The following is a 16,333-nucleotide window of genomic DNA, read 5'->3' on the forward strand; positions in this document are numbered from 1 at the left end:
TTGAACGGGGCACTCGGAGTGTGCGGATATTTCTCTGGAAACCTTCAGAGCCAAAGCCAGAGCCAAAGCCAGGGAAAGGCGGGGATCTTCGTAGGACCGAGGGGGGCGCCTAGCCCTTGCTCGCGAACCGCCCCAGCGATGGAACTGCCGGCGAATCCGTTCGCGAGCAAGCTCGCTCCTACACAAAAGCCACAAGCCCATACAGTTTCCCCTGCGTTCTGTACCTGTCGGCCCGCCCCGGGCGCCTCCTATACTCCGGAAACCTTTTGACTGGAGCGTCCCGTGCAGCAATCCCGGCCGTTCGCCCTCGCGTGCCTGGTGTTGGCCATGGCGCTCTGGGGCAGTTCCTTCATCGCCCTGAAATTCGCTTTCCAGGAAATGCCGGCGATGTGGGTGATCTTCGCCCGTATGGCCCTTGGCAGCCTGATCTTCCTGGCCGCCTGGCGCTGGCGTGGACGTATCGACTACCAGCCCGGCGACTGGAAATGGCTGCTCGGGCTCGCGGCCTGCGAGCCCTGCCTGTACTTCATCTTCGAGTCCCTGGCGTTGCAGCACACCAGCGCCGCCCAGGCCGGGATGATCACCGCGCTGCTGCCGTTGCTGGTGGCGGTGGGAGCGTTCTTCCTGCTGCACGAGAAGATCGCCCGCAACACCTGGCTGGGCTTCGCCCTGGCGGTGCTCGGCGCGCTCTGGCTGACCCTGGCCAGCGAGTCGGACGGCCATGCGCCGCAGCCGTTGCTGGGCAATTTCTATGAGCTGCTGGCGATGCTCTGCGCCACCGGCTACACCTTGCTGCTCAAGCACCTGTCGGCGCGCTACTCGCCCTTCATCCTGACCGCCATGCAAGCCTTCATCGGCTCGTTGTTCTTCCTGCCGCTGGCACTGGTCAGTTCCGGGGTGCCGACCGCGCCCGGCCCGACCGGCTGGTTCGCGCTGATCTACCTGGGCAGCGTGGTCACCGTCGGCGCCTACGGCCTGTACAACTTCGGCGTCAGCCGCCTGCCGGCGAGCCAGGCGACCGGCTTCATCAACCTGATCCCGGTGTTCACCCTGATCTTCGCCGCCGTGTTCCTGGGCGAGGTGCTCAGCGGCCAGCAGGCGCTGGCAGCAGGGCTGGTGTTCATCGGGGTCGCTTTCAGCCAGTGGCGCAGCGCGCCGCCTACGCCGCCCGCCGGTGTGCTGGACTGACTTTCTGCCATTCGACGAGGAAACAGCATGTCCGCCCAAGACCGTAACTGGACCCGCGAAGCGATCCGCATCATCGAGGCGGATTTCCAGCGCAGCGCCGATACCCACCTGATTCCCCTGGAGATGCCCGGCATGCCGGGCATCGACCTGTATTTCAAGGACGAGTCCAGCCATCCCACCGGCAGCCTCAAGCACCGCCTGGCACGCTCGCTGTTCCTCTATGCGCTGTGCAACGGCTGGCTGCGCCCCGGCGCGCCGGTGATCGAGGCGTCCAGCGGCTCCACGGCGATCTCCGAAGCCTATTTCGCCCGGCTGCTTCGCCTGCCGTTCATCGCCGTGGTGCCGGCCAGCACCTCGAAGGAGAAGATCGCGCAGATCGCCTTCTATGGCGGCCAGGCCCACCTGGTGGAGGACCCGACGCAGATTTATGCCGAGTCCGAGCGGCTGGCGCAGGAAACCGGCGGGCACTTCATGGACCAGTTCACCTACGCCGAGCGCGCTACCGACTGGCGGGCGAACAACAACATCGCCGAGTCGATCTTCCAGCAGATGCGCCACGAGCGCTTCCCCGAGCCGTCCTGGCTGGTCTCCAGTCCGGGCACCGGCGGTACCCTGGCGACACTGGGCCGTTTCGCCCGCTACCGCCGCCACGAGACCCGTGTGCTCTGCGCCGATGCCGAGCGCTCGGTGTTCTTCGAGTCTTACCGCACCGGTAATCGCGACCTGACCCTGAGCTACGGCTCGCGCATCGAGGGTATCGGCCGCCCGCGCGTCGAGGCGTCCTTCCTGCCGGCTGTCATCGATGCCTGCTGCCAGGTGCCGGATGACCTGTCGCTGGCGGCCATGCATTACCTCGCCCAGCGCCTGGGCCGGCACGTCGGCGGTTCCAGCGGCACCAACCTGATCGGCGCGCTGCTGGTGGCGCGGCAGATGGCCGAACGTGGCGAGAGTGGTTCGATCGTGGCGATCCTCTGCGACAGCGGCGAGCGCTACGAAACCACCTACTACAACCCGTTGTGGCTGCTGTCCCAGGGCTTCGACCTCGATCCGCTGATCGAAGCGTTGCGCCAATGCGTCGAGTACGGCGCGCCGTTGCCGGGCAGCGTCCCCCACTGCGGGCTGGAGTGAGGCGATGAAGACCATCGGCCTGATCGGCGGCATGAGCTGGGAGTCGACCATTCCCTACTACCGGCAGATCAACCAGACCATCAAGGAGCGCCTGGGCGGCCTGCACTCGGCGAAGATCGTGCTGTACAGCGTGGACTTCCACGAGATCGAACGCTTGCAGCATGCCGGCGACTGGGACGCCGCCGGGCGCCTGCTGGCCGAGGCGGCGCGCTCGCTGCGGGCGGCCGGCGCGGACTTCCTGGTGCTCTGCACCAACACCATGCACAAGGTGGCGCCGGCCATCGATGCGGCGGTGGACATCCCGCTGCTGCACATTGCCGACCCGACCGCCGAGGCGATCCGCGCGGTGGGGCTGACGAGGGTCGGTCTGCTCGGCACCCGCTTCACCATGGAGCAGGCGTTCTACAAGGACCGACTGCAGGAGAAGTACGACCTGCAGGTGCTCACGCCCTCGGACGAGGAGCGCCAGGTGGTGCACCGGATCATCTACGAGGAGCTGTGCCTGGGGCAGTTTCTCGACGAGTCGCGCGATGCTTACCGGCGTATCATCGCCTCGCTGGTCGCACGCGGTGCGCAGGCGGTGATCCTCGGCTGCACCGAGATTTCCCTGCTGGTCGGCCCGCAGGATGCCTCGGTGCCGCTGTTCGATACCACCGCCATCCACGCGCTGCAGGCGGCCGAATGGGCGCTCTGAGGCTGCAGGTTACGTAGGAGCGGACTCCGTCCGCGATGGTATCCGGCGCGATTGGAAGCTATCGCGGACGGAGTCCGCTCCTATGTTGAATGGACGCGCGGAGCGCCCGGCGGAATTTGCCCCGGCAGTCAGTCGTTGCTGGCGCCGCCCGGGTAGGCGCAACCGCGCATGACCTGGTTGTTGACGCGCAGCTCGGCGGACAGATTGCTCAGCGCGCCGCTCATGCCGTCCTGGCAGCGGGCCGGGGCGACCCACAGTTCCAGCTTCTCGCCGTTGGCTTCACTGGAGTAACTGGTGCTGCCATTGGGCAGGTCCTCGGCGATGTAGGGCACCACCAGCGACTCCTTGCCGGGCTGTTCGAGCAGCAGCCCCTGGTTGTTGACCAGCACGCTCCAGCCCGGTTCGTTGCCGTGGGCGCGGACGATGCTGCGCTTGAAGTTCGGGTCGTCGCAGCCGGGGCCTTCGTTCTGCAGGCGCAGGACCTTGGTCACTTCCAGCTTGCCGTCGGTGCCGGCGGCGGTGCTGCCGCTGAAGTTGCCGCGCAGGTCGACGAACAGCGTCCTGGCGCCGTCCTCGAACAGGCTTTTGGCATCACGTGGCAGACCGGTACTGGCGCTGTCCTCGACGCTGAAGCGGCGCTGCTCGGTGCAGCCGCGGAACATCAGCTTGCCATCCTGCTGGCTGAGTTCGCCTTGCAGACGGGTAGAGGCGTTAAGATCGGTCTTGTTTGGCGTCCACACCTGGCAGGCGGCGAACAGGGGCAGCAGGCTGAACAGAATGAAACGGCTGGATCGCATGGAACGGGCTCCCTCGAAAGTGGGCCCACGTTACCCAGCGAAGCCGGCTATCTCAAGGGCAATGCCAGGCTCCGGGAGGAAATCGGATGATTCGTTGCAAGCGTGCTTACGAGCCGGCGGCCGGGGACGATGGCCAGCGGGTGCTGGTGGACCGCCTGTGGCCGCGCGGGATTCGCAAGGAGGACCTGCACATGGCGCAGTGGGCCAAGGACGCCTCGCCGTCCAACGAACTGCGCCAGCGCTTCCATCACGATCCGAGTCTGTTCGAGGAGTTCCGCAAGGCCTACCACAGCGAGCTGAACGCCCACCCGGAGCACTGGATGGGGCTGCTCGACCTGGCGCGCAAGGGCACGCTGACGCTGCTCTACGGAGCCAGGGACGAGGAGCACAACAATGCGCGGGTGCTGGCGGAGTTCCTTGAAGATGAACTGGAGAAGCAGGGGGAGGGTAGCTCGCCGGTCTGTTACGCGGGGAAGACCGAGTAGGGGGCTGTTCGCGAGCAAGCTCGCTCCTACGAAGAGCACCGCATTCAACGTCGGTACCTGTAGGAGCGAGCTTGCTCGCGAACCGAGGTGAACGGATCACGTCAATGCGTCATCCGTGCCGTGTCATCACCAGATCTTGTACACCTGCCCGGTCTGCGCGCCTTCCACGCTGCGGGCGAAGCCCAGGGCGGCGTCGGCGGCGAGCACCGGCTTGAAGCCACGGAAGAACGGTGCATAGCCCTCCATCGATTCCACCAGCACGTTCGGGCTCACCGCGTTGATCCGCTGGCCGCGCGGCAGTTCCAGGGCGGCGCTGCGCACGAAGCCCTCCACCGCGCCGTTGACCAGGCTGGCCGAGCTGCCCAGCACGATGGGTTGTTCGCTGAGGATGCCGGTGGTGAGCGTGAACGAGGCGCCGTCGTTGGCGTACTGGCTGCCGATCAGCACCAGGTTCACCTGGCCCATCAGCTTGTCCTTCAGGCCGACCGCCATCTCCGCCTCGCCCATTTCCGCAAGCGCGCCGAAGTGCACCTTGCCGGCGGCGCTGACCAGGGCGTCGAAACCACCGGTCTGTTGGAACAGGTCGCGGATCGAGGCGTTGTCGGTGATGTCCACGCGCAGGTCGCCACTGGTGCGGCCGACGCGGATGATTTCATGGCGTTGGCCCAGTTCGTTGGCGACGGCCTGGCCGAGGGTGCCGCTGGCACCGATCAGGATGATTTTCATGGGGCTCCGAAGGGATTTGGTGGAAGACGGCTTCAGAGTAAAGTGGCTGCTTGTTGTGATAATCCGGTTAATCGACAACCTTTGGTTTTCATATGGAAACAATCGCCAGCGATCTGGAAGACCTCTCCGCCTTCGCCGTATTGCTCGAATGCGGCAGCTTCACTCGTGCGGCGGAGCGCCTGGGCTGCAGCAAGGGGCAGTTGTCCAAGCGCATCTCCGCGCTGGAGCAGGCGCTGGGTACGACCCTGCTGCACCGCACCACCCGGCGACTGTCGCTGACCGCCGCCGGTGCCGCGTTGCTGCCCGAGGCCCAGGCGCTCAATGCCCAGGCGGCGCGTGCGCGGCAAGCGGTGCGGGCGCTGCAGGACGAGGCGCGGGGCACGGTGCGCCTGAGCTTGCCGGTTTCCCTGGGGGAGACCTTCTTCGATGCCTGGTTGATGGAGTTCTCTCGCGAGTATCCCGACATCCGCCTGGAGCTGGACCTGTCCAACGCCCTGCGTGACCTGGTGGCGGACGGCTTCGACCTGGCTATCCGCTCCGGCAGCCTGGCGGTGGACGAGCGCCTGGTGGCAAGGCCCTTGTTCGCGCTGCAGGAGCTGACCTGCGCCACGCCGGACTACCTGGCGCGCCACGGGGTGCCGCAGTCGCCGGCGGAGCTGGCCGGGCATTCCTGCCTGCAGAACACCCACTACCAGGACAGCGGCACCTGGCTCTACCAGCGCCATCACGAACTGTTCCGCGTGGAGGTCAGCGGCCTGATGGCGAGCAATCACTACACCCTGTTGAAGAAGGCGGCCTTGGCCGGCGCGGGTATCAGCCGATTGCCTTCCTACATGATTCAGCAGGAATTGGCCGACGGCAGCCTGGTCTGGCTGTTGCGCGAGTACCAGACCCGTACCCAGCCGGTGTACCTCATCCATCCGTACCAAGGGCGCTTGCCTCGCCGCACGCAGCTGTTGGCCGACTACCTGCTGCGCTGGTTCGAGCAGAGCCGGCGGCAGTTGGTCGCCCTGGAAGGCTGAAGGACATTTCGTTCAGGTTCGTTCAGGTTCGTTCAGCATTGGTTCAGAGAGGGTTCAGGGGGAGTTCAGGGTGGCGGCCGTAGGCTTTGCCCCATCCTTTTTGAACGCCTCTCGAGGTAGCCATCATGAACCGCTCCATGCTGTTGCTGACCGCGCTCTTCACCAGTGCCACCCTGGCCCTGACCGGTTGCGCCTCCAATCTGTCGGGCTCGTCCTATTCCCGCGATGACGCCCGCGCGGTGCAGAACGTGCGCATGGGCACTATCGAATCCCTGCGTCTGGTACAGATCGAAGGCACCAAGACGCCAATCGGTACCCTGGCGGGCGCCGCTGTCGGTGGTATCGCTGGCAGTTCCATCGGCGGCGGACGCGGCAAGACCATCACCACCATCCTCGGCGGGGTGGCGGGCGGTGCGGCGGGCTCGGCAGTGGAGGAGGGGATCACCCGCTCCCAGGGCGTGGAGATCGTGGTGCTTGAGGACAGCGGCGCTACCCGCGCCTATGTCCAGGCGGTGGACCCGGCCCAGCAGTTCCGTGTGGGTGATCGCGTACGCATCCTGACGGTCAATGGCGCCAGCCGAGTCGCCATCTGAGCGGGGGACATGCCATGCGCCGCCTGTCGATCGCACTGCTGCTGATGCTCGGCTGTGCCGCCGCCCAGGCTGGGGATGGGGATTTCTGGTACTTGCAGACCAGCGTCTATACAACCCACTGGGACCACGATCCGGACCACAACAACCACCAGGACCTGATTGGCCTGGAGCGCAATCGCGCCGACGGCATGGTGTTCGGTGGCGCGACCTTCCGTAACTCCTTCAGCCAGCGTTCCAACTACCTGTACGCCGGCAAACGCTTCGACTGGGAAGGCACGCCGTTCTACGCCAAGGTCACCGGTGGTGCACTGCAGGGCTATCACGGCAAGTACCGCGACAAGATCCCGCTGAACCACTACGGTGTGGCGCCGGCGATCATTCCCTCCTTCGGCGCACGTCTGGGGCCGGTCGGCACCGAGCTGGTGGTGCTGGGGAATTCCGCCGCGATGGTCAACGTCGGCGTAGGTTTCTGACGATCACCGAGCTGAAAACGGGCTTGGCCTGCGACGGGTAATCTCCGCAGGCCACGCCCGTTTCTGCTTGCGCCGTCGACTCAGCCGGCCACGTCCTGCAACGCCTTGTCCAGGCAGTCGATGAACAGTTCGGCGTGTTCCTGCTCGAAGGCCAGCAACGGGCGAATCTTCAGGATGTTCTCCATCGGGCCGGCGGCGCTGATCAGCACGCCGCGCTCGCGCATGGCGTTGACCACCCGGCGGGTCTGGCCGGCGGCCGGGGTCTTCCCGGCGCGCTCGGCCACCAGTTCGACGCCGAGGAACAGCCCCGCGCCGCGCACGTCGCCGATCAGTTCATGGCGCTCGGCCAACTGGCGGATGCCTTCCAGCATGAAGCCGCCGATGCGCTGGGAGCGCTCCTGCAGCTTCTCGTCGCGGATCACATCGAGCACCGCCTGGGCCGCCGCGCAGGACACCGGGTTGCCGCCGAAGGTGTTGAAGTAGCGCACGTTGCGCCCGAAGCTTTCGAGGATGTCCGCCCGCGCCACCACGCCGGCGATGGGCTGGCCATTGCCCATGGGTTTGCCGAGGGTGACCAGGTCCGGCTGCACGCCGTGGCGCTGGAAACCCCACATGGCGTCGCCGGTGCGGGCGAAGCCGCTTTGCACTTCGTCGGCGATGTAGAGCAGGCCTTCGTCCTGGGTGACTTTCACCGCTTCGGCGAGGAAGCCGGCGGGGACGGGCAGCACGCCATCGCTGGCGAAGATGCCGTCGAGCAGCAGCGCGGCGGGCTTGATGCCATGGGCGCGCAGATCGGCGATGGCGGCGCGTACGTCATCGGCCAGGGTCTTGGCGACGTTCTCCGCGCCCAGTCGATAGGCGTCCGGCGCACGCACGGTGCGCGCGTGAGCCGGCAGGGTGATGCCGCTGCCCAGGGCCGGCGAGAGTTCGGAGATATCGCCGGTGACGCCGTGGTAGGCGAAGCGGGTGATGATCACCCCGGTGCCGCCGGTGTAGTGGCGGGCGATGCGCAGGGCGAGGTCGTTGGCCTCGCTGCCGGTGCAGGTGAACATCACCTGGTCGAGGCCGGCGGGGAAGGTGGAGAGCAGGTCCTCGGCATAGTCGAGGATGCCTTCCTGCAGGTAGCGGGTGTGGGTGTTCAGCACTGCCGCCTGGCTGGCGATCGCCTGCACCACGCGGGGGTGGCAGTGACCGATGGAGGCGACGTTGTTGTAAGCGTCGAGGTAGCGATTGCCCTGTTTGTCGTAGAGCCAGACCCCTTCGCCACGCACGGTGTGCAGCGGGCGTTCATAGAACAGCCGGTAGGCCGGGCCGAGCAGGCGCTCGCGGCGCTCGATCAGGCGACGTTCCTCGTCGCTCAGGCGGTCGGCGTCCGCCGGACTGAATCCGTTGGGCATGGTCATTGAAGCGGCTCCTCGTGGTTAACGGAGACCTGGCAGGCGGCGAAGATCTGCTCCTGCGCCTGTCCCCGGCTCAGGCGGGCCAGGCCTTGCAGGCTCTGCCAGGCGTGATGGGCGTTGCGCAGGATGTAGTCGCGGTTCTCGGGGTGCAGGCTGGCGCGCCAGGCGGTGATGCTCAGGGTCATGATCAGGCGGGTGGCGATCAGGTCTGCGAGGATTTCCTGCTCGGCTTCCAGCAGCGGGCGGCGGCGATGGTAGGCGGCGATCATCTCGCAGGCGGTGGCCAGCGGTGCGTCCGGCGCGCCCACCTGGTAGGCGGCGGCGACGCCGAGGTCGTTGATCAGCGGCGCGTGGACCATGTCGCCGAAGTCGAGGATGTTGCGCAGTTGGTCGGGGTGCGCGGCATCGACGATCACGTTGTGCGGGTTCAGGTCGTTGTGGATCACTTGGGCGCGCAGGCTGGCCTGGCGGGGCAGGGCGTGGCGCTCGAAGCTGTCGAGGAAGCGTTCGACCAGCGCGCGCTGCTCGCGGTCTTCGATGTAGGTCAGCAGGCGGCGCAGGCGCGAGGCGTGCTTCATGTCCCACAGCAGTTCGTGGCCGGAGGCCGGATGCTCGAAGCCGTCGAGGGCGATGCCCAGGCGGGCCAGGGCATCGCCGAGGCCTTCGCGCAGGACGCGGCTGCGTTGCGGCACGCGGTGCAGCGGTAGGCCGTCGACGAAGGAGAACAGGCGGGCGAGCATCGGCTGGCCGTCGATGACCACCGGAATCTGGTATTCGCCGTTCAGCGAGGGGTAGACACGCTGCACCGGCAGGCTCGGATCGGCGGCCTCGACGCGCAGCAGGGCGCGGGTCTGGAAGTCCACCACCTGCGGGTCTTCCAGCGGGTGGGAGAGTTTCAGCAGGCGGTCGTCGCCGTGGCCGTGGCTGATGTGGAAGTTCAGGTCGCGTTCGCCGGCGAGGCGGTTCAGGGTGCCGCGCTGGCCGAAATACTCCTCGGCGATGGCGGCGGCCTGGGCGTCGCTCACCTGGGCGGCGGCCGCTTCCAGCAGGTGGTCTTGAATAGGGGCGGTGTTGAGGGGCACGGGTACTTCTCCAGCGGGTCCAGCAGGTCAATCGTGCAGCGGCCCGGCGAGTCGCGGAGCACCGCCCGACGCAAGGTCGGGCGGTACTTTTGCGGTTACTTGCTCGCCCAGGCGTTGAAGCGTTGTTCCAGTTCCTCGCCGTGATCGATCCAGAACTCGGTGTCCATGGCGCGCGCGTTTTCCAGGTTCTGCGGCGCAGTGGGCAGCTTGCCGGCGATGGCCGGATCGATCAGCGGGATGGTGTTCTTGTTGGTCGGGCCGTAGGGGATGTTCTCGGCGAACACTTTCTGGTGCTCGGGCTTGTTGGCCAGGGCGATGAACTGTTCGGAGAGCTCCTTCTTCGGGCTGCCCTTGACGATGGCCCAGTGGTCCAGGTCGTAGATGCTGCCGTTCCACTGGATGGCGAAGTCGCGGCCTTCCTTCTGCGCGGTGGCGACGCGGCCGTTGTAGGCGCTGGTCATCACCACGTCGCCGGCGGCCAGCCATTGCAGCGGTTGCGCGCCGGCTTCCCACCACTGGATGTAGGGCTTGAGTTCGTCGAGCTTCTTGAAGGCGCGGTCGACGCCTTCTTTCGTGCCCAGCACCTTGTACAGATCGGCCTGTTTCACGCCGTCGGCTTCCAGGGCGAATTCCAGGGTGAACTTGGCGCCACGGCGCAGCCCGCGCTTGCCCGGGTACTTCTTCACGTCCCAGAAGTCGGCCCAGCTGGTCGGCGCGCTGGCGAGCTTCCTGGCGTCGTAGGTGAGCACCGTGGACCAGATGAAGATGCCCACGCCGCAGTCGCTCACGGCGGCGTCGAGGAAGTCCTCGCGCTTGCCCAGCTTCGACCAGTCGAGCTGCTCGAACAGGCCTTCGCTGCAACCGCGCATCAGCTCCGGAGATTCCACCTCGACCACGTCCCAGCTGGTCTGGCCGGTGTCGGCCATGACCTTGATCTTGGCCATCTCGCCGTTGTACTCGGCGCCCTGGACGGTGACCTTGGCCTGCTGCTCGAAGGGTTTGTAGAAGGCCTTTTCCTGGGCCACCTTGTTGTCGCCGCCGAAGGACACCACGGTGAGGGTTTCGGCGTGGAGCTGGCCGGCGGCGCCGCCGGCGAGCAACATCAGTGCTGCAGCTTTCTTGAACATGCGATTACTCCTGGTCGGGCCAATCCGGCCCATCGAAAAGAGGGCAGCTTCAAGAGAGGGCTGGGACGGCCCGAGCTGGGAGGCCGACCGGTCGCCCGTTGGCTCAGGGGGAAGAGCGCGCGGTACAGGTGCGGTCGAGCATGGGATGTCCTCCAGTTTCTTGTTGTTCGGAATCGGATGACGCGGGGAAGGATTTAAACATCTTCCAAAACATGATGCATCATGTTTTTATTTGACCCATCGTGCACGGCGACACTCGCCATGCCACCACGGACATTTGCCTTACGCAGGGGGATGCACCATGAACCAGACCAGGACCTTGCTGCTCACCGGTGCCAGCCGCGGCATCGGCCATGCCACAGTCAAGCACTTCAACGCCGCCGGCTGGCGCGTGTTCACCGCCTCGCGCCAGGACTGGAGTGCCGAATGCCCCTGGGCCGAAGGGCTGATCAACCACATCCACCTGGACCTTGAGGACATCGACAGCGTGCAGGCCAGCCTGCCGCAGATCCGCGAGAAGCTCGGCGGCCAGCTGCATGCGCTGGTGAACAATGCCGGCATCTCGCCGAAAGGGCCGGAAGGGGAGCGCCTGGGCGTGCCGGAGAGCGACTACGCCACCTGGCTCAAGGTGTTCAACGTCAACCTATTCTCCACCGCGCTGCTGGCGCGCGGGTTGTTCGACGAGCTGAAGGCGGCCAAGGGCTCGGTGATCAACGTCACTTCCATTGCCGGGTCGCGGGTACATCCCTTCGCCGGTGTTGCCTACGCCTGCTCCAAGGCAGCGCTGGCGGCGCTCACCCGCGAGATGGCCCACGACTTCGGCCCGCATGGCGTGCGGGTCAATGCCATTGCGCCCGGGGAGATCGACACCGCGATCCTCTCCTCGGGCACCGAGCTGATCGTCGAGCGCGACATTCCCATGCACCGCCTGGGCAAGCCGGAGGAGGTCGCTTCGCTGATCCACTTCCTCTGTACCAGCGGCGCGTCCTACGTGAATGGCGCTGAAATCCACGTCAATGGCGGCCAGCATGTCTGATCCCGCTGGTATCCTCGGCGCGCAGTCCGCATCATGCGCGCCGGATACCTGACTGGCCCGCAGCCGAACCACGCGATGAGAGAGCGATGAACTACCCGATCGAAGGGCTGAACCATTCCTACCTGGGCAGCGGCGTCTACGCGCTGCTGCGCGAGGCGCTGATCACCGGCCGCTTCAAGCCGGACGATCGACTGCGCATCCGCGACCTGGCCCAGCAGTTGGGCACCAGCGTGACCCCGGTACGCGATGCGATCCTGCAGCTGGCCAAGGAGCAGGCGCTGGTGCTCAAGACGCCGCGCGACATCCGCGTGCCGCTGCTTACCCGCGAGCAGTACCTGGAGATTCGCAGCATCCGCATCGCCCTCGAAGGGCTGGCCGCGGAGACGGCCGCCGCCAGGGCCAGCGTCGAGCAACTGGAAGAGCTGGAAGCCAACATTCGCGCGAACCTCGATGCGATCCACGCCGAGGACATGGTCCAGGCGCTCAAGCTCAACCAGGCCTTCCACTTCGCCCTGGCCGACATCGCCGGGATGCCGCTGCTGCGCGCCTTCCTCGACAGCCTGTGGATGCGCACCGGCCCGCTGATCGCCCAGGCCTACGCCGACTTCAACGAGCGCATGGCGGTGGAGCACCACTGGGAAGTGCTGCGGGCGCTGCGCGAAGGCGACAGCGCCGCCGCGCGCGCGGCCATTCACGCCGACCTGGTCGACGGCAGCGAGAAGATGCTGGAGTTCATTGCCCAGTCCGAGGCGCAGAACTGAGGCTTTGTAGGAGCGAGCTTGCTCGCACGCAGAACTCACCGGCGAGCTTGTTCGCGAGCAAGCTCGCTCCTACCAAGAGCTGCATGGCGCGAACCAATAAAAAACGGCCCCGAAGGGCCGTTTTTCGTTGCAGCGCGGACGTCAGCCGCCGAGATACGCGTCGCGCACCTTGGGGTTCACCAGCAGGTTGGCGCCGGTGTCCTGCATGACGATGCGACCGTTCTCCAGCACGTAGCCGCGGTCGGCGAGCTTCAGCGCCTGGTTGGCGTTCTGCTCGACGAGGAAGACGGTCACGCCTTCCTGGCGCAGCTGTTCGACGATGTCGAAGATCTGCTGGATGATAATCGGCGCAAGGCCCAGGGACGGCTCGTCGAGCAGCAGCAGCTTGGGCTTGCTCATCAGCGCACGGCCGATGGCGAGCATCTGCTGTTCACCGCCGGACATGGTGCCGCCGCGTTGGTTGAAGCGTTCCTTCAGGCGCGGGAAGAGCGACAGGACCTTGTCCATCTGCTCCTGGTAATCGCCCTTGTTGGTGAAGAAACCGCCCATGGCCAGGTTCTCCTCCACTGTCAGGCGGGCGAACACGCGACGGCCTTCCGGCACGACGGCGATGCTCTTGCGCATGATCACGGAGGATTCCTTGCCGACCAGTTCCTCGCCCAGGTAGGTGATGCTGCCCGAGGAGGCGCGCGGCGAGCCGCACAGGGTCATCAGCAGGGTCGACTTGCCGGCCCCGTTGGCGCCGATCAGGGTGACGATCTCACCCTGCTGGACTTCCATGCTGACCTCGTGCAGCGCCTGGATCTTGCCGTAGAAGGTGGAAACCTTGTCGAACTTCAGCATGACTCAGGCCTCCCCCAGATAGGCTTTGATCACATCCGGGTTGCCGCGGATTTCTTCCGGGGTGCCGTCGGCCAGGGGCGTGCCCTGGTTGATCACGTAGATATGGTCGGAAATGCTCATCACCAGCTTCATGTCGTGCTCGATGAGCAGGACGGTGACGCCGTGCTCGGAGCGCAGCATGGCGATCAGTGCCTTCAGGTCCTCGGTTTCCCGCGGGTTCAGGCCGGCCGCCGGTTCGTCCAGCATCAACAGCTGCGGACGGGTCATCATGCAGCGGGCAATCTCCAGGCGACGCTGCTGGCCGTAGGCGAGGGTGCCCGCCGGACGGTTGGCGACTTCCTTGAGGTTGACGATCTCCAGCCAGTGCGCGGCGTAGTCCAGCGCCTCCGCCTCGCTGCGGCGGAAGGACGGCAGTTTCAGCAGGCCGGCGAAGAAGTTGGTGTTGAGGTGGCGGTGCTGGGCGACCAGCAGGTTCTCCACCGCGGTCATTTCCTTGAACAGGCGAACGTTCTGGAAAGTCCGCACCACGCCCTTGTGGGCGATCTTGTGGCCGGGCAGGTCCTGAACGGCTTCGCCACGCAGGAGGATCTGACCGCCAGTGGGCTGGTAGAAACCGGTCAGGCAGTTGAACACGGTGGTCTTGCCGGCGCCGTTCGGGCCGATCATCGAGACCACCTGCTTTTCCTTAACGTTCAGGGCCACCCCGTTCACGGCCAGCAGGCCGCCGAAGCGCATGGTCAGGCCGCTTACTTCAAGAATGGTCTGGCTCATTTGCGCAACTCCAGATGCGGACGCTGCATGGGCAGCAGGCCCTGCGGACGCCAGATCATCATCAGCACCATGATGGCGCCGAACATCAGCATGCGGTACTCGCTGAACTCACGCATGAGTTCGGGCAGCAGGATCATCACCACGGCGGCGAGGATCACGCCCAGCTGCGAACCCAGGCCACCCAGCACGACGATGGCGAGGATGGTCGCCGACTCGATGAAGGTGAAGGATTCCGGCGTCACCAGGCCCTGGCGCGCGGCGAAGAAGCTGCCGGCGAAACCGGCGAAGCAGGCACCGAGGGTGAAGGCGGAGAGCTTGATGATGGTCGGGTTCAGGCCGAGGGCGCGGCAGGCGATCTCGTCTTCGCGCAGGGCTTCCCAGGCACGGCCCAGGGGCATGCGCAGCAGGCGGTTGATCACGAACAGCACCAGCAGCACCAGCAGCAGCGCGACCAGGTAGAGGAACACGACCTTGTAGTTCGAGTTGTAGGCGATGCCGAAGAACTCGTGGAAGGTCTGCATCCCCTCGGGGGCGCGGCGCTCGAAGGAGAGGCCGAACAGGCTCGGCTTCTCGATGTTGCTGATGCCGTTGGGGCCACCGGTCAGCCAGGTCAGGTTACGCAGCAGGATGCGGATGATCTCGCCGAAGCCCAGGGTCACGATCGCCAGGTAGTCGCCGCGCAAGCGCAGCACCGGGAAGCCGAGGATGAAGCCGAAGAAGGCTGCCATCAGGCCGGCGATCGGTAGGCAGGTCCAGAAGCCCAGCCCGTAGTAGTGCGAGAGCAGCGCGTAGCTGTAGGCGCCCACGGCGTAGAAGCCGACGTAACCCAGGTCGAGCAGGCCGGCCAGGCCCACCACGATGTTCAGGCCGAGGCCCAGCAGCACGTAGATCAGGATCAGCGTGGCGATGTCCACCGCGCCGCGCGAGCCGAAGAACGGCCAGGCGAGGGCGATGACGATCAGGCCGAGGATGATCTTGCGCTGCACCGAGGAGTGGGTCAGGCGTTCGGCGAGCTTGGTGTGCGGCCGGGACAGGAACTGGCGGGTGCTGGTCACGAAGTGGAATTTGTCGCGCACCAGTTGCCAGACGAACATCGCCACGGCACACGCGGCAATGACCCACAGCGTGGTGGGGCTGACGCCTTCCAGCTGCAGGCCGATGCCGATCACGCTGAGCTTCACGCCGAGTACCGGGTAGGCGACGGCCATCACCAGCAGGGCACTGAAGAATGCGGTCTTGAGTTTCTGGCTCATACCTTTTCCACCTCCGGGCGGCCGAGGATGCCGGTGGGGCGGAAGAGCAGGACGAGCACCAGCAGGGTGAACGCCACCACGTCCTTGTACTGGTCACCGAACACGTCGGCGCCAAAGGCTTCGGCAACGCCGAGCACCAGCCCGCCGAGCATGGCGCCCGGAATGCTGCCGATGCCGCCCAGCACCGCGGCGGTGAACGCCTTGATGCCGGCCAGGAAGCCGATGTGCGGGTTGATCACGCCATACTGCAGACCCAGCAGCACCGCGGCCACGGCGGCCAGGGTGGCGCCGATGACGAAGGTCAGGGCGATGATGTTGTTGGTGTTGATGCCCAGCAGGTTGGCCATCTTCAGGTCCTCGGCACAGGCGCGGCAGGCGCGGCCCAGGCGGGAACGGGAGATGAACATGGACAGGCCATACATGGTCAGCAGGGTGATGATGAAGATCAGCACCTGCATGTACGAGATGGTCACGCCGCTCATTTCGTCCGGGCCGATGATGAAGTTGCCCGGCAGCAGGTTGGGGATGGCCTTGTCCTTGGAGTCCTGGGCGAGCAGGACCTCGTTCTGCAGGAAGATCGACATGCCGATCGCGGAGATCAGCGGAATCAGTCGGTTGCTTCCGCGCAGCGGGCGGTAGGCGATTCGTTCGATACCGTAGCCGTACGCACTGGTGACGATGATGCTGGCGGCGAAGGTGCAGATGATGACGACAGGAAGACTTACGATTCCCATCATCGCCAGCCCCGTGATCACGATGAAGGCTACGTACGAGCCAATCATGTAAACCTCGCCATGGGCGAAGTTGATCATGCCGATGATGCCGTAGACCATGGTGTAGCCGATGGCGATCAGGGCATAGGTGCTGCCGACGGTGAGGCCGTTGATCAGCTGTTGCAGATAGTGATAGAGATCAGGCATTACCTAACTCCTCGGGCGTCGCGTGAAGCGGCGC

Annotated in this window: 18 protein-coding genes; 9 read left to right on the forward strand and 9 right to left on the reverse strand. The window is 65.7% G+C overall.

The window, feature by feature from the left end:
• Window positions 1–282: 282 nt before the first annotated feature.
• From ACQ5BL_RS01005 to ACQ5BL_RS01015, 3 genes are read left to right on the forward strand one after another with little or no spacing between them, the layout of a single operon-like run.
• Window positions 283–1,188 (forward strand): DMT family transporter, encoded by a 906-nt coding sequence (locus tag ACQ5BL_RS01005; RefSeq protein WP_243805893.1) that lies wholly within the window; start codon window positions 283–285, stop codon window positions 1,186–1,188.
• Between the two features lie 27 nt (window positions 1,189–1,215).
• Window positions 1,216–2,316: a PLP-dependent cysteine synthase family protein gene (locus tag ACQ5BL_RS01010; protein ID WP_243805891.1), complete on the forward strand. Its 1,101-nt coding sequence runs from the start codon at window positions 1,216–1,218 to the stop codon at window positions 2,314–2,316.
• 4 nt (window positions 2,317–2,320) lie between these two features.
• Window positions 2,321–3,010 carry an aspartate/glutamate racemase family protein gene (locus ACQ5BL_RS01015; RefSeq protein ID WP_243805889.1) on the forward strand — a complete coding sequence of 230 codons (690 nt, stop codon included), beginning with the start codon at window positions 2,321–2,323 and terminating at the stop codon, window positions 3,008–3,010.
• Window positions 3,011–3,138: 128 nt separating this feature from the next.
• Here the strand turns inward: ACQ5BL_RS01015 and ACQ5BL_RS01020 are convergent, their stop codons facing one another.
• The gene (locus ACQ5BL_RS01020) at window positions 3,139–3,807 is read right to left on the reverse strand and encodes a COG3650 family protein (protein ID WP_207885152.1); all 669 of its coding nucleotides are present in this window, start codon (window positions 3,805–3,807) and stop codon (window positions 3,139–3,141) included.
• An 86-nt stretch (window positions 3,808–3,893) separates the two neighbouring features.
• Between ACQ5BL_RS01020 and ACQ5BL_RS01025 the strand changes: the two genes are divergently transcribed.
• On the forward strand, window positions 3,894–4,292 hold the full coding sequence (locus tag ACQ5BL_RS01025; protein WP_243805887.1) for a DUF488 domain-containing protein: 399 nt from the start codon (window positions 3,894–3,896) through the stop codon (window positions 4,290–4,292).
• A 126-nt stretch (window positions 4,293–4,418) separates the two neighbouring features.
• On the opposite strand, the gene ACQ5BL_RS01030 is transcribed toward ACQ5BL_RS01025, so the two are convergent.
• The gene (locus ACQ5BL_RS01030; RefSeq protein WP_243805885.1) at window positions 4,419–5,018 is read right to left on the reverse strand and encodes a short chain dehydrogenase; all 600 of its coding nucleotides are present in this window, start codon (window positions 5,016–5,018) and stop codon (window positions 4,419–4,421) included.
• Between the two features lie 92 nt (window positions 5,019–5,110).
• Here ACQ5BL_RS01030 and ACQ5BL_RS01035 point away from each other — a divergent pair, with 92 nt between their 5' ends.
• The 3 genes from ACQ5BL_RS01035 to ACQ5BL_RS01045 all read left to right on the forward strand — a co-directional run bounded on the left by ACQ5BL_RS01035 (window position 5,111) and on the right by ACQ5BL_RS01045 (window position 7,106).
• A complete protein-coding gene (locus ACQ5BL_RS01035; RefSeq protein WP_243805881.1) occupies window positions 5,111–6,040 on the forward strand; it encodes a LysR family transcriptional regulator in 930 nt (309 codons plus the stop codon).
• 125 nt (window positions 6,041–6,165) lie between these two features.
• Window positions 6,166–6,633 carry a glycine zipper 2TM domain-containing protein gene (locus ACQ5BL_RS01040; protein ID WP_243805879.1) on the forward strand — a complete coding sequence of 156 codons (468 nt, stop codon included), beginning with the start codon at window positions 6,166–6,168 and terminating at the stop codon, window positions 6,631–6,633.
• A gap of 14 nt (window positions 6,634–6,647) precedes the next feature.
• Window positions 6,648–7,106 (forward strand): sn-glycerol-3-phosphate transporter, encoded by a 459-nt coding sequence (locus ACQ5BL_RS01045; protein ID WP_243805877.1) that lies wholly within the window; start codon window positions 6,648–6,650, stop codon window positions 7,104–7,106.
• 80 nt (window positions 7,107–7,186) lie between these two features.
• Here the strand turns inward: ACQ5BL_RS01045 and ACQ5BL_RS01050 are convergent, their stop codons facing one another.
• The 3 genes from ACQ5BL_RS01050 to ACQ5BL_RS01060 all read right to left on the reverse strand — a co-directional run bounded on the left by ACQ5BL_RS01050 (window position 7,187) and on the right by ACQ5BL_RS01060 (window position 10,715).
• A complete protein-coding gene (locus tag ACQ5BL_RS01050; RefSeq protein WP_243805875.1) occupies window positions 7,187–8,509 on the reverse strand; it encodes an aspartate aminotransferase family protein in 1,323 nt (440 codons plus the stop codon).
• Entirely contained in the window at window positions 8,506–9,588 is a 1,083-nt protein-coding gene (locus ACQ5BL_RS01055) for a phosphotransferase (RefSeq protein WP_243805873.1), read from the reverse strand. Before ACQ5BL_RS01055 ends, ACQ5BL_RS01050 begins: the two co-directional genes overlap by 4 nt.
• 95 nt (window positions 9,589–9,683) lie before the next feature.
• Entirely contained in the window at window positions 9,684–10,715 is a 1,032-nt protein-coding gene (locus ACQ5BL_RS01060) for an ABC transporter substrate-binding protein (RefSeq protein WP_243805871.1), read from the reverse strand.
• A gap of 301 nt (window positions 10,716–11,016) precedes the next feature.
• Here ACQ5BL_RS01060 and ACQ5BL_RS01065 point away from each other — a divergent pair, with 301 nt between their 5' ends.
• Complete coding sequence (locus ACQ5BL_RS01065; protein ID WP_243805869.1) at window positions 11,017–11,751, forward strand: SDR family NAD(P)-dependent oxidoreductase; 735 nt, start codon at window positions 11,017–11,019, stop codon at window positions 11,749–11,751.
• 86 nt (window positions 11,752–11,837) lie between these two features.
• On the forward strand, window positions 11,838–12,512 hold the full coding sequence (locus ACQ5BL_RS01070) for a GntR family transcriptional regulator (RefSeq protein WP_243805867.1): 675 nt from the start codon (window positions 11,838–11,840) through the stop codon (window positions 12,510–12,512).
• Between the two features lie 141 nt (window positions 12,513–12,653).
• Here the strand turns inward: ACQ5BL_RS01070 and ACQ5BL_RS01075 are convergent, their stop codons facing one another.
• The 4 genes from ACQ5BL_RS01075 to livH are packed head-to-tail and all read right to left on the reverse strand — an operon-like array spanning window position 12,654 to window position 16,299.
• Entirely contained in the window at window positions 12,654–13,355 is a 702-nt protein-coding gene (locus tag ACQ5BL_RS01075; RefSeq protein WP_243805865.1) for an ATP-binding cassette domain-containing protein, read from the reverse strand.
• 3 nt (window positions 13,356–13,358) lie between these two features.
• The gene (livG, locus tag ACQ5BL_RS01080) at window positions 13,359–14,126 is read right to left on the reverse strand and encodes a high-affinity branched-chain amino acid ABC transporter ATP-binding protein LivG (RefSeq protein ID WP_207885140.1); all 768 of its coding nucleotides are present in this window, start codon (window positions 14,124–14,126) and stop codon (window positions 13,359–13,361) included.
• Window positions 14,123–15,379, reverse strand: a complete 1,257-nt coding sequence (locus ACQ5BL_RS01085; RefSeq protein WP_207885139.1) for a high-affinity branched-chain amino acid ABC transporter permease LivM — start codon at window positions 15,377–15,379, stop codon at window positions 14,123–14,125. The genes livG and ACQ5BL_RS01085 overlap by 4 nt, the downstream gene beginning before the upstream one ends.
• Complete coding sequence (livH, locus tag ACQ5BL_RS01090) at window positions 15,376–16,299, reverse strand: high-affinity branched-chain amino acid ABC transporter permease LivH (RefSeq protein ID WP_207885138.1); 924 nt, start codon at window positions 16,297–16,299, stop codon at window positions 15,376–15,378. Before livH ends, ACQ5BL_RS01085 begins: the two co-directional genes overlap by 4 nt.
• Window positions 16,300–16,333 lie beyond the last annotated feature (34 nt).

It is taken from the genome of Pseudomonas sp. B1-22 (genome assembly GCF_050474425.1).
Lineage (GTDB): Bacteria > Pseudomonadota > Gammaproteobacteria > Pseudomonadales > Pseudomonadaceae > Pseudomonas.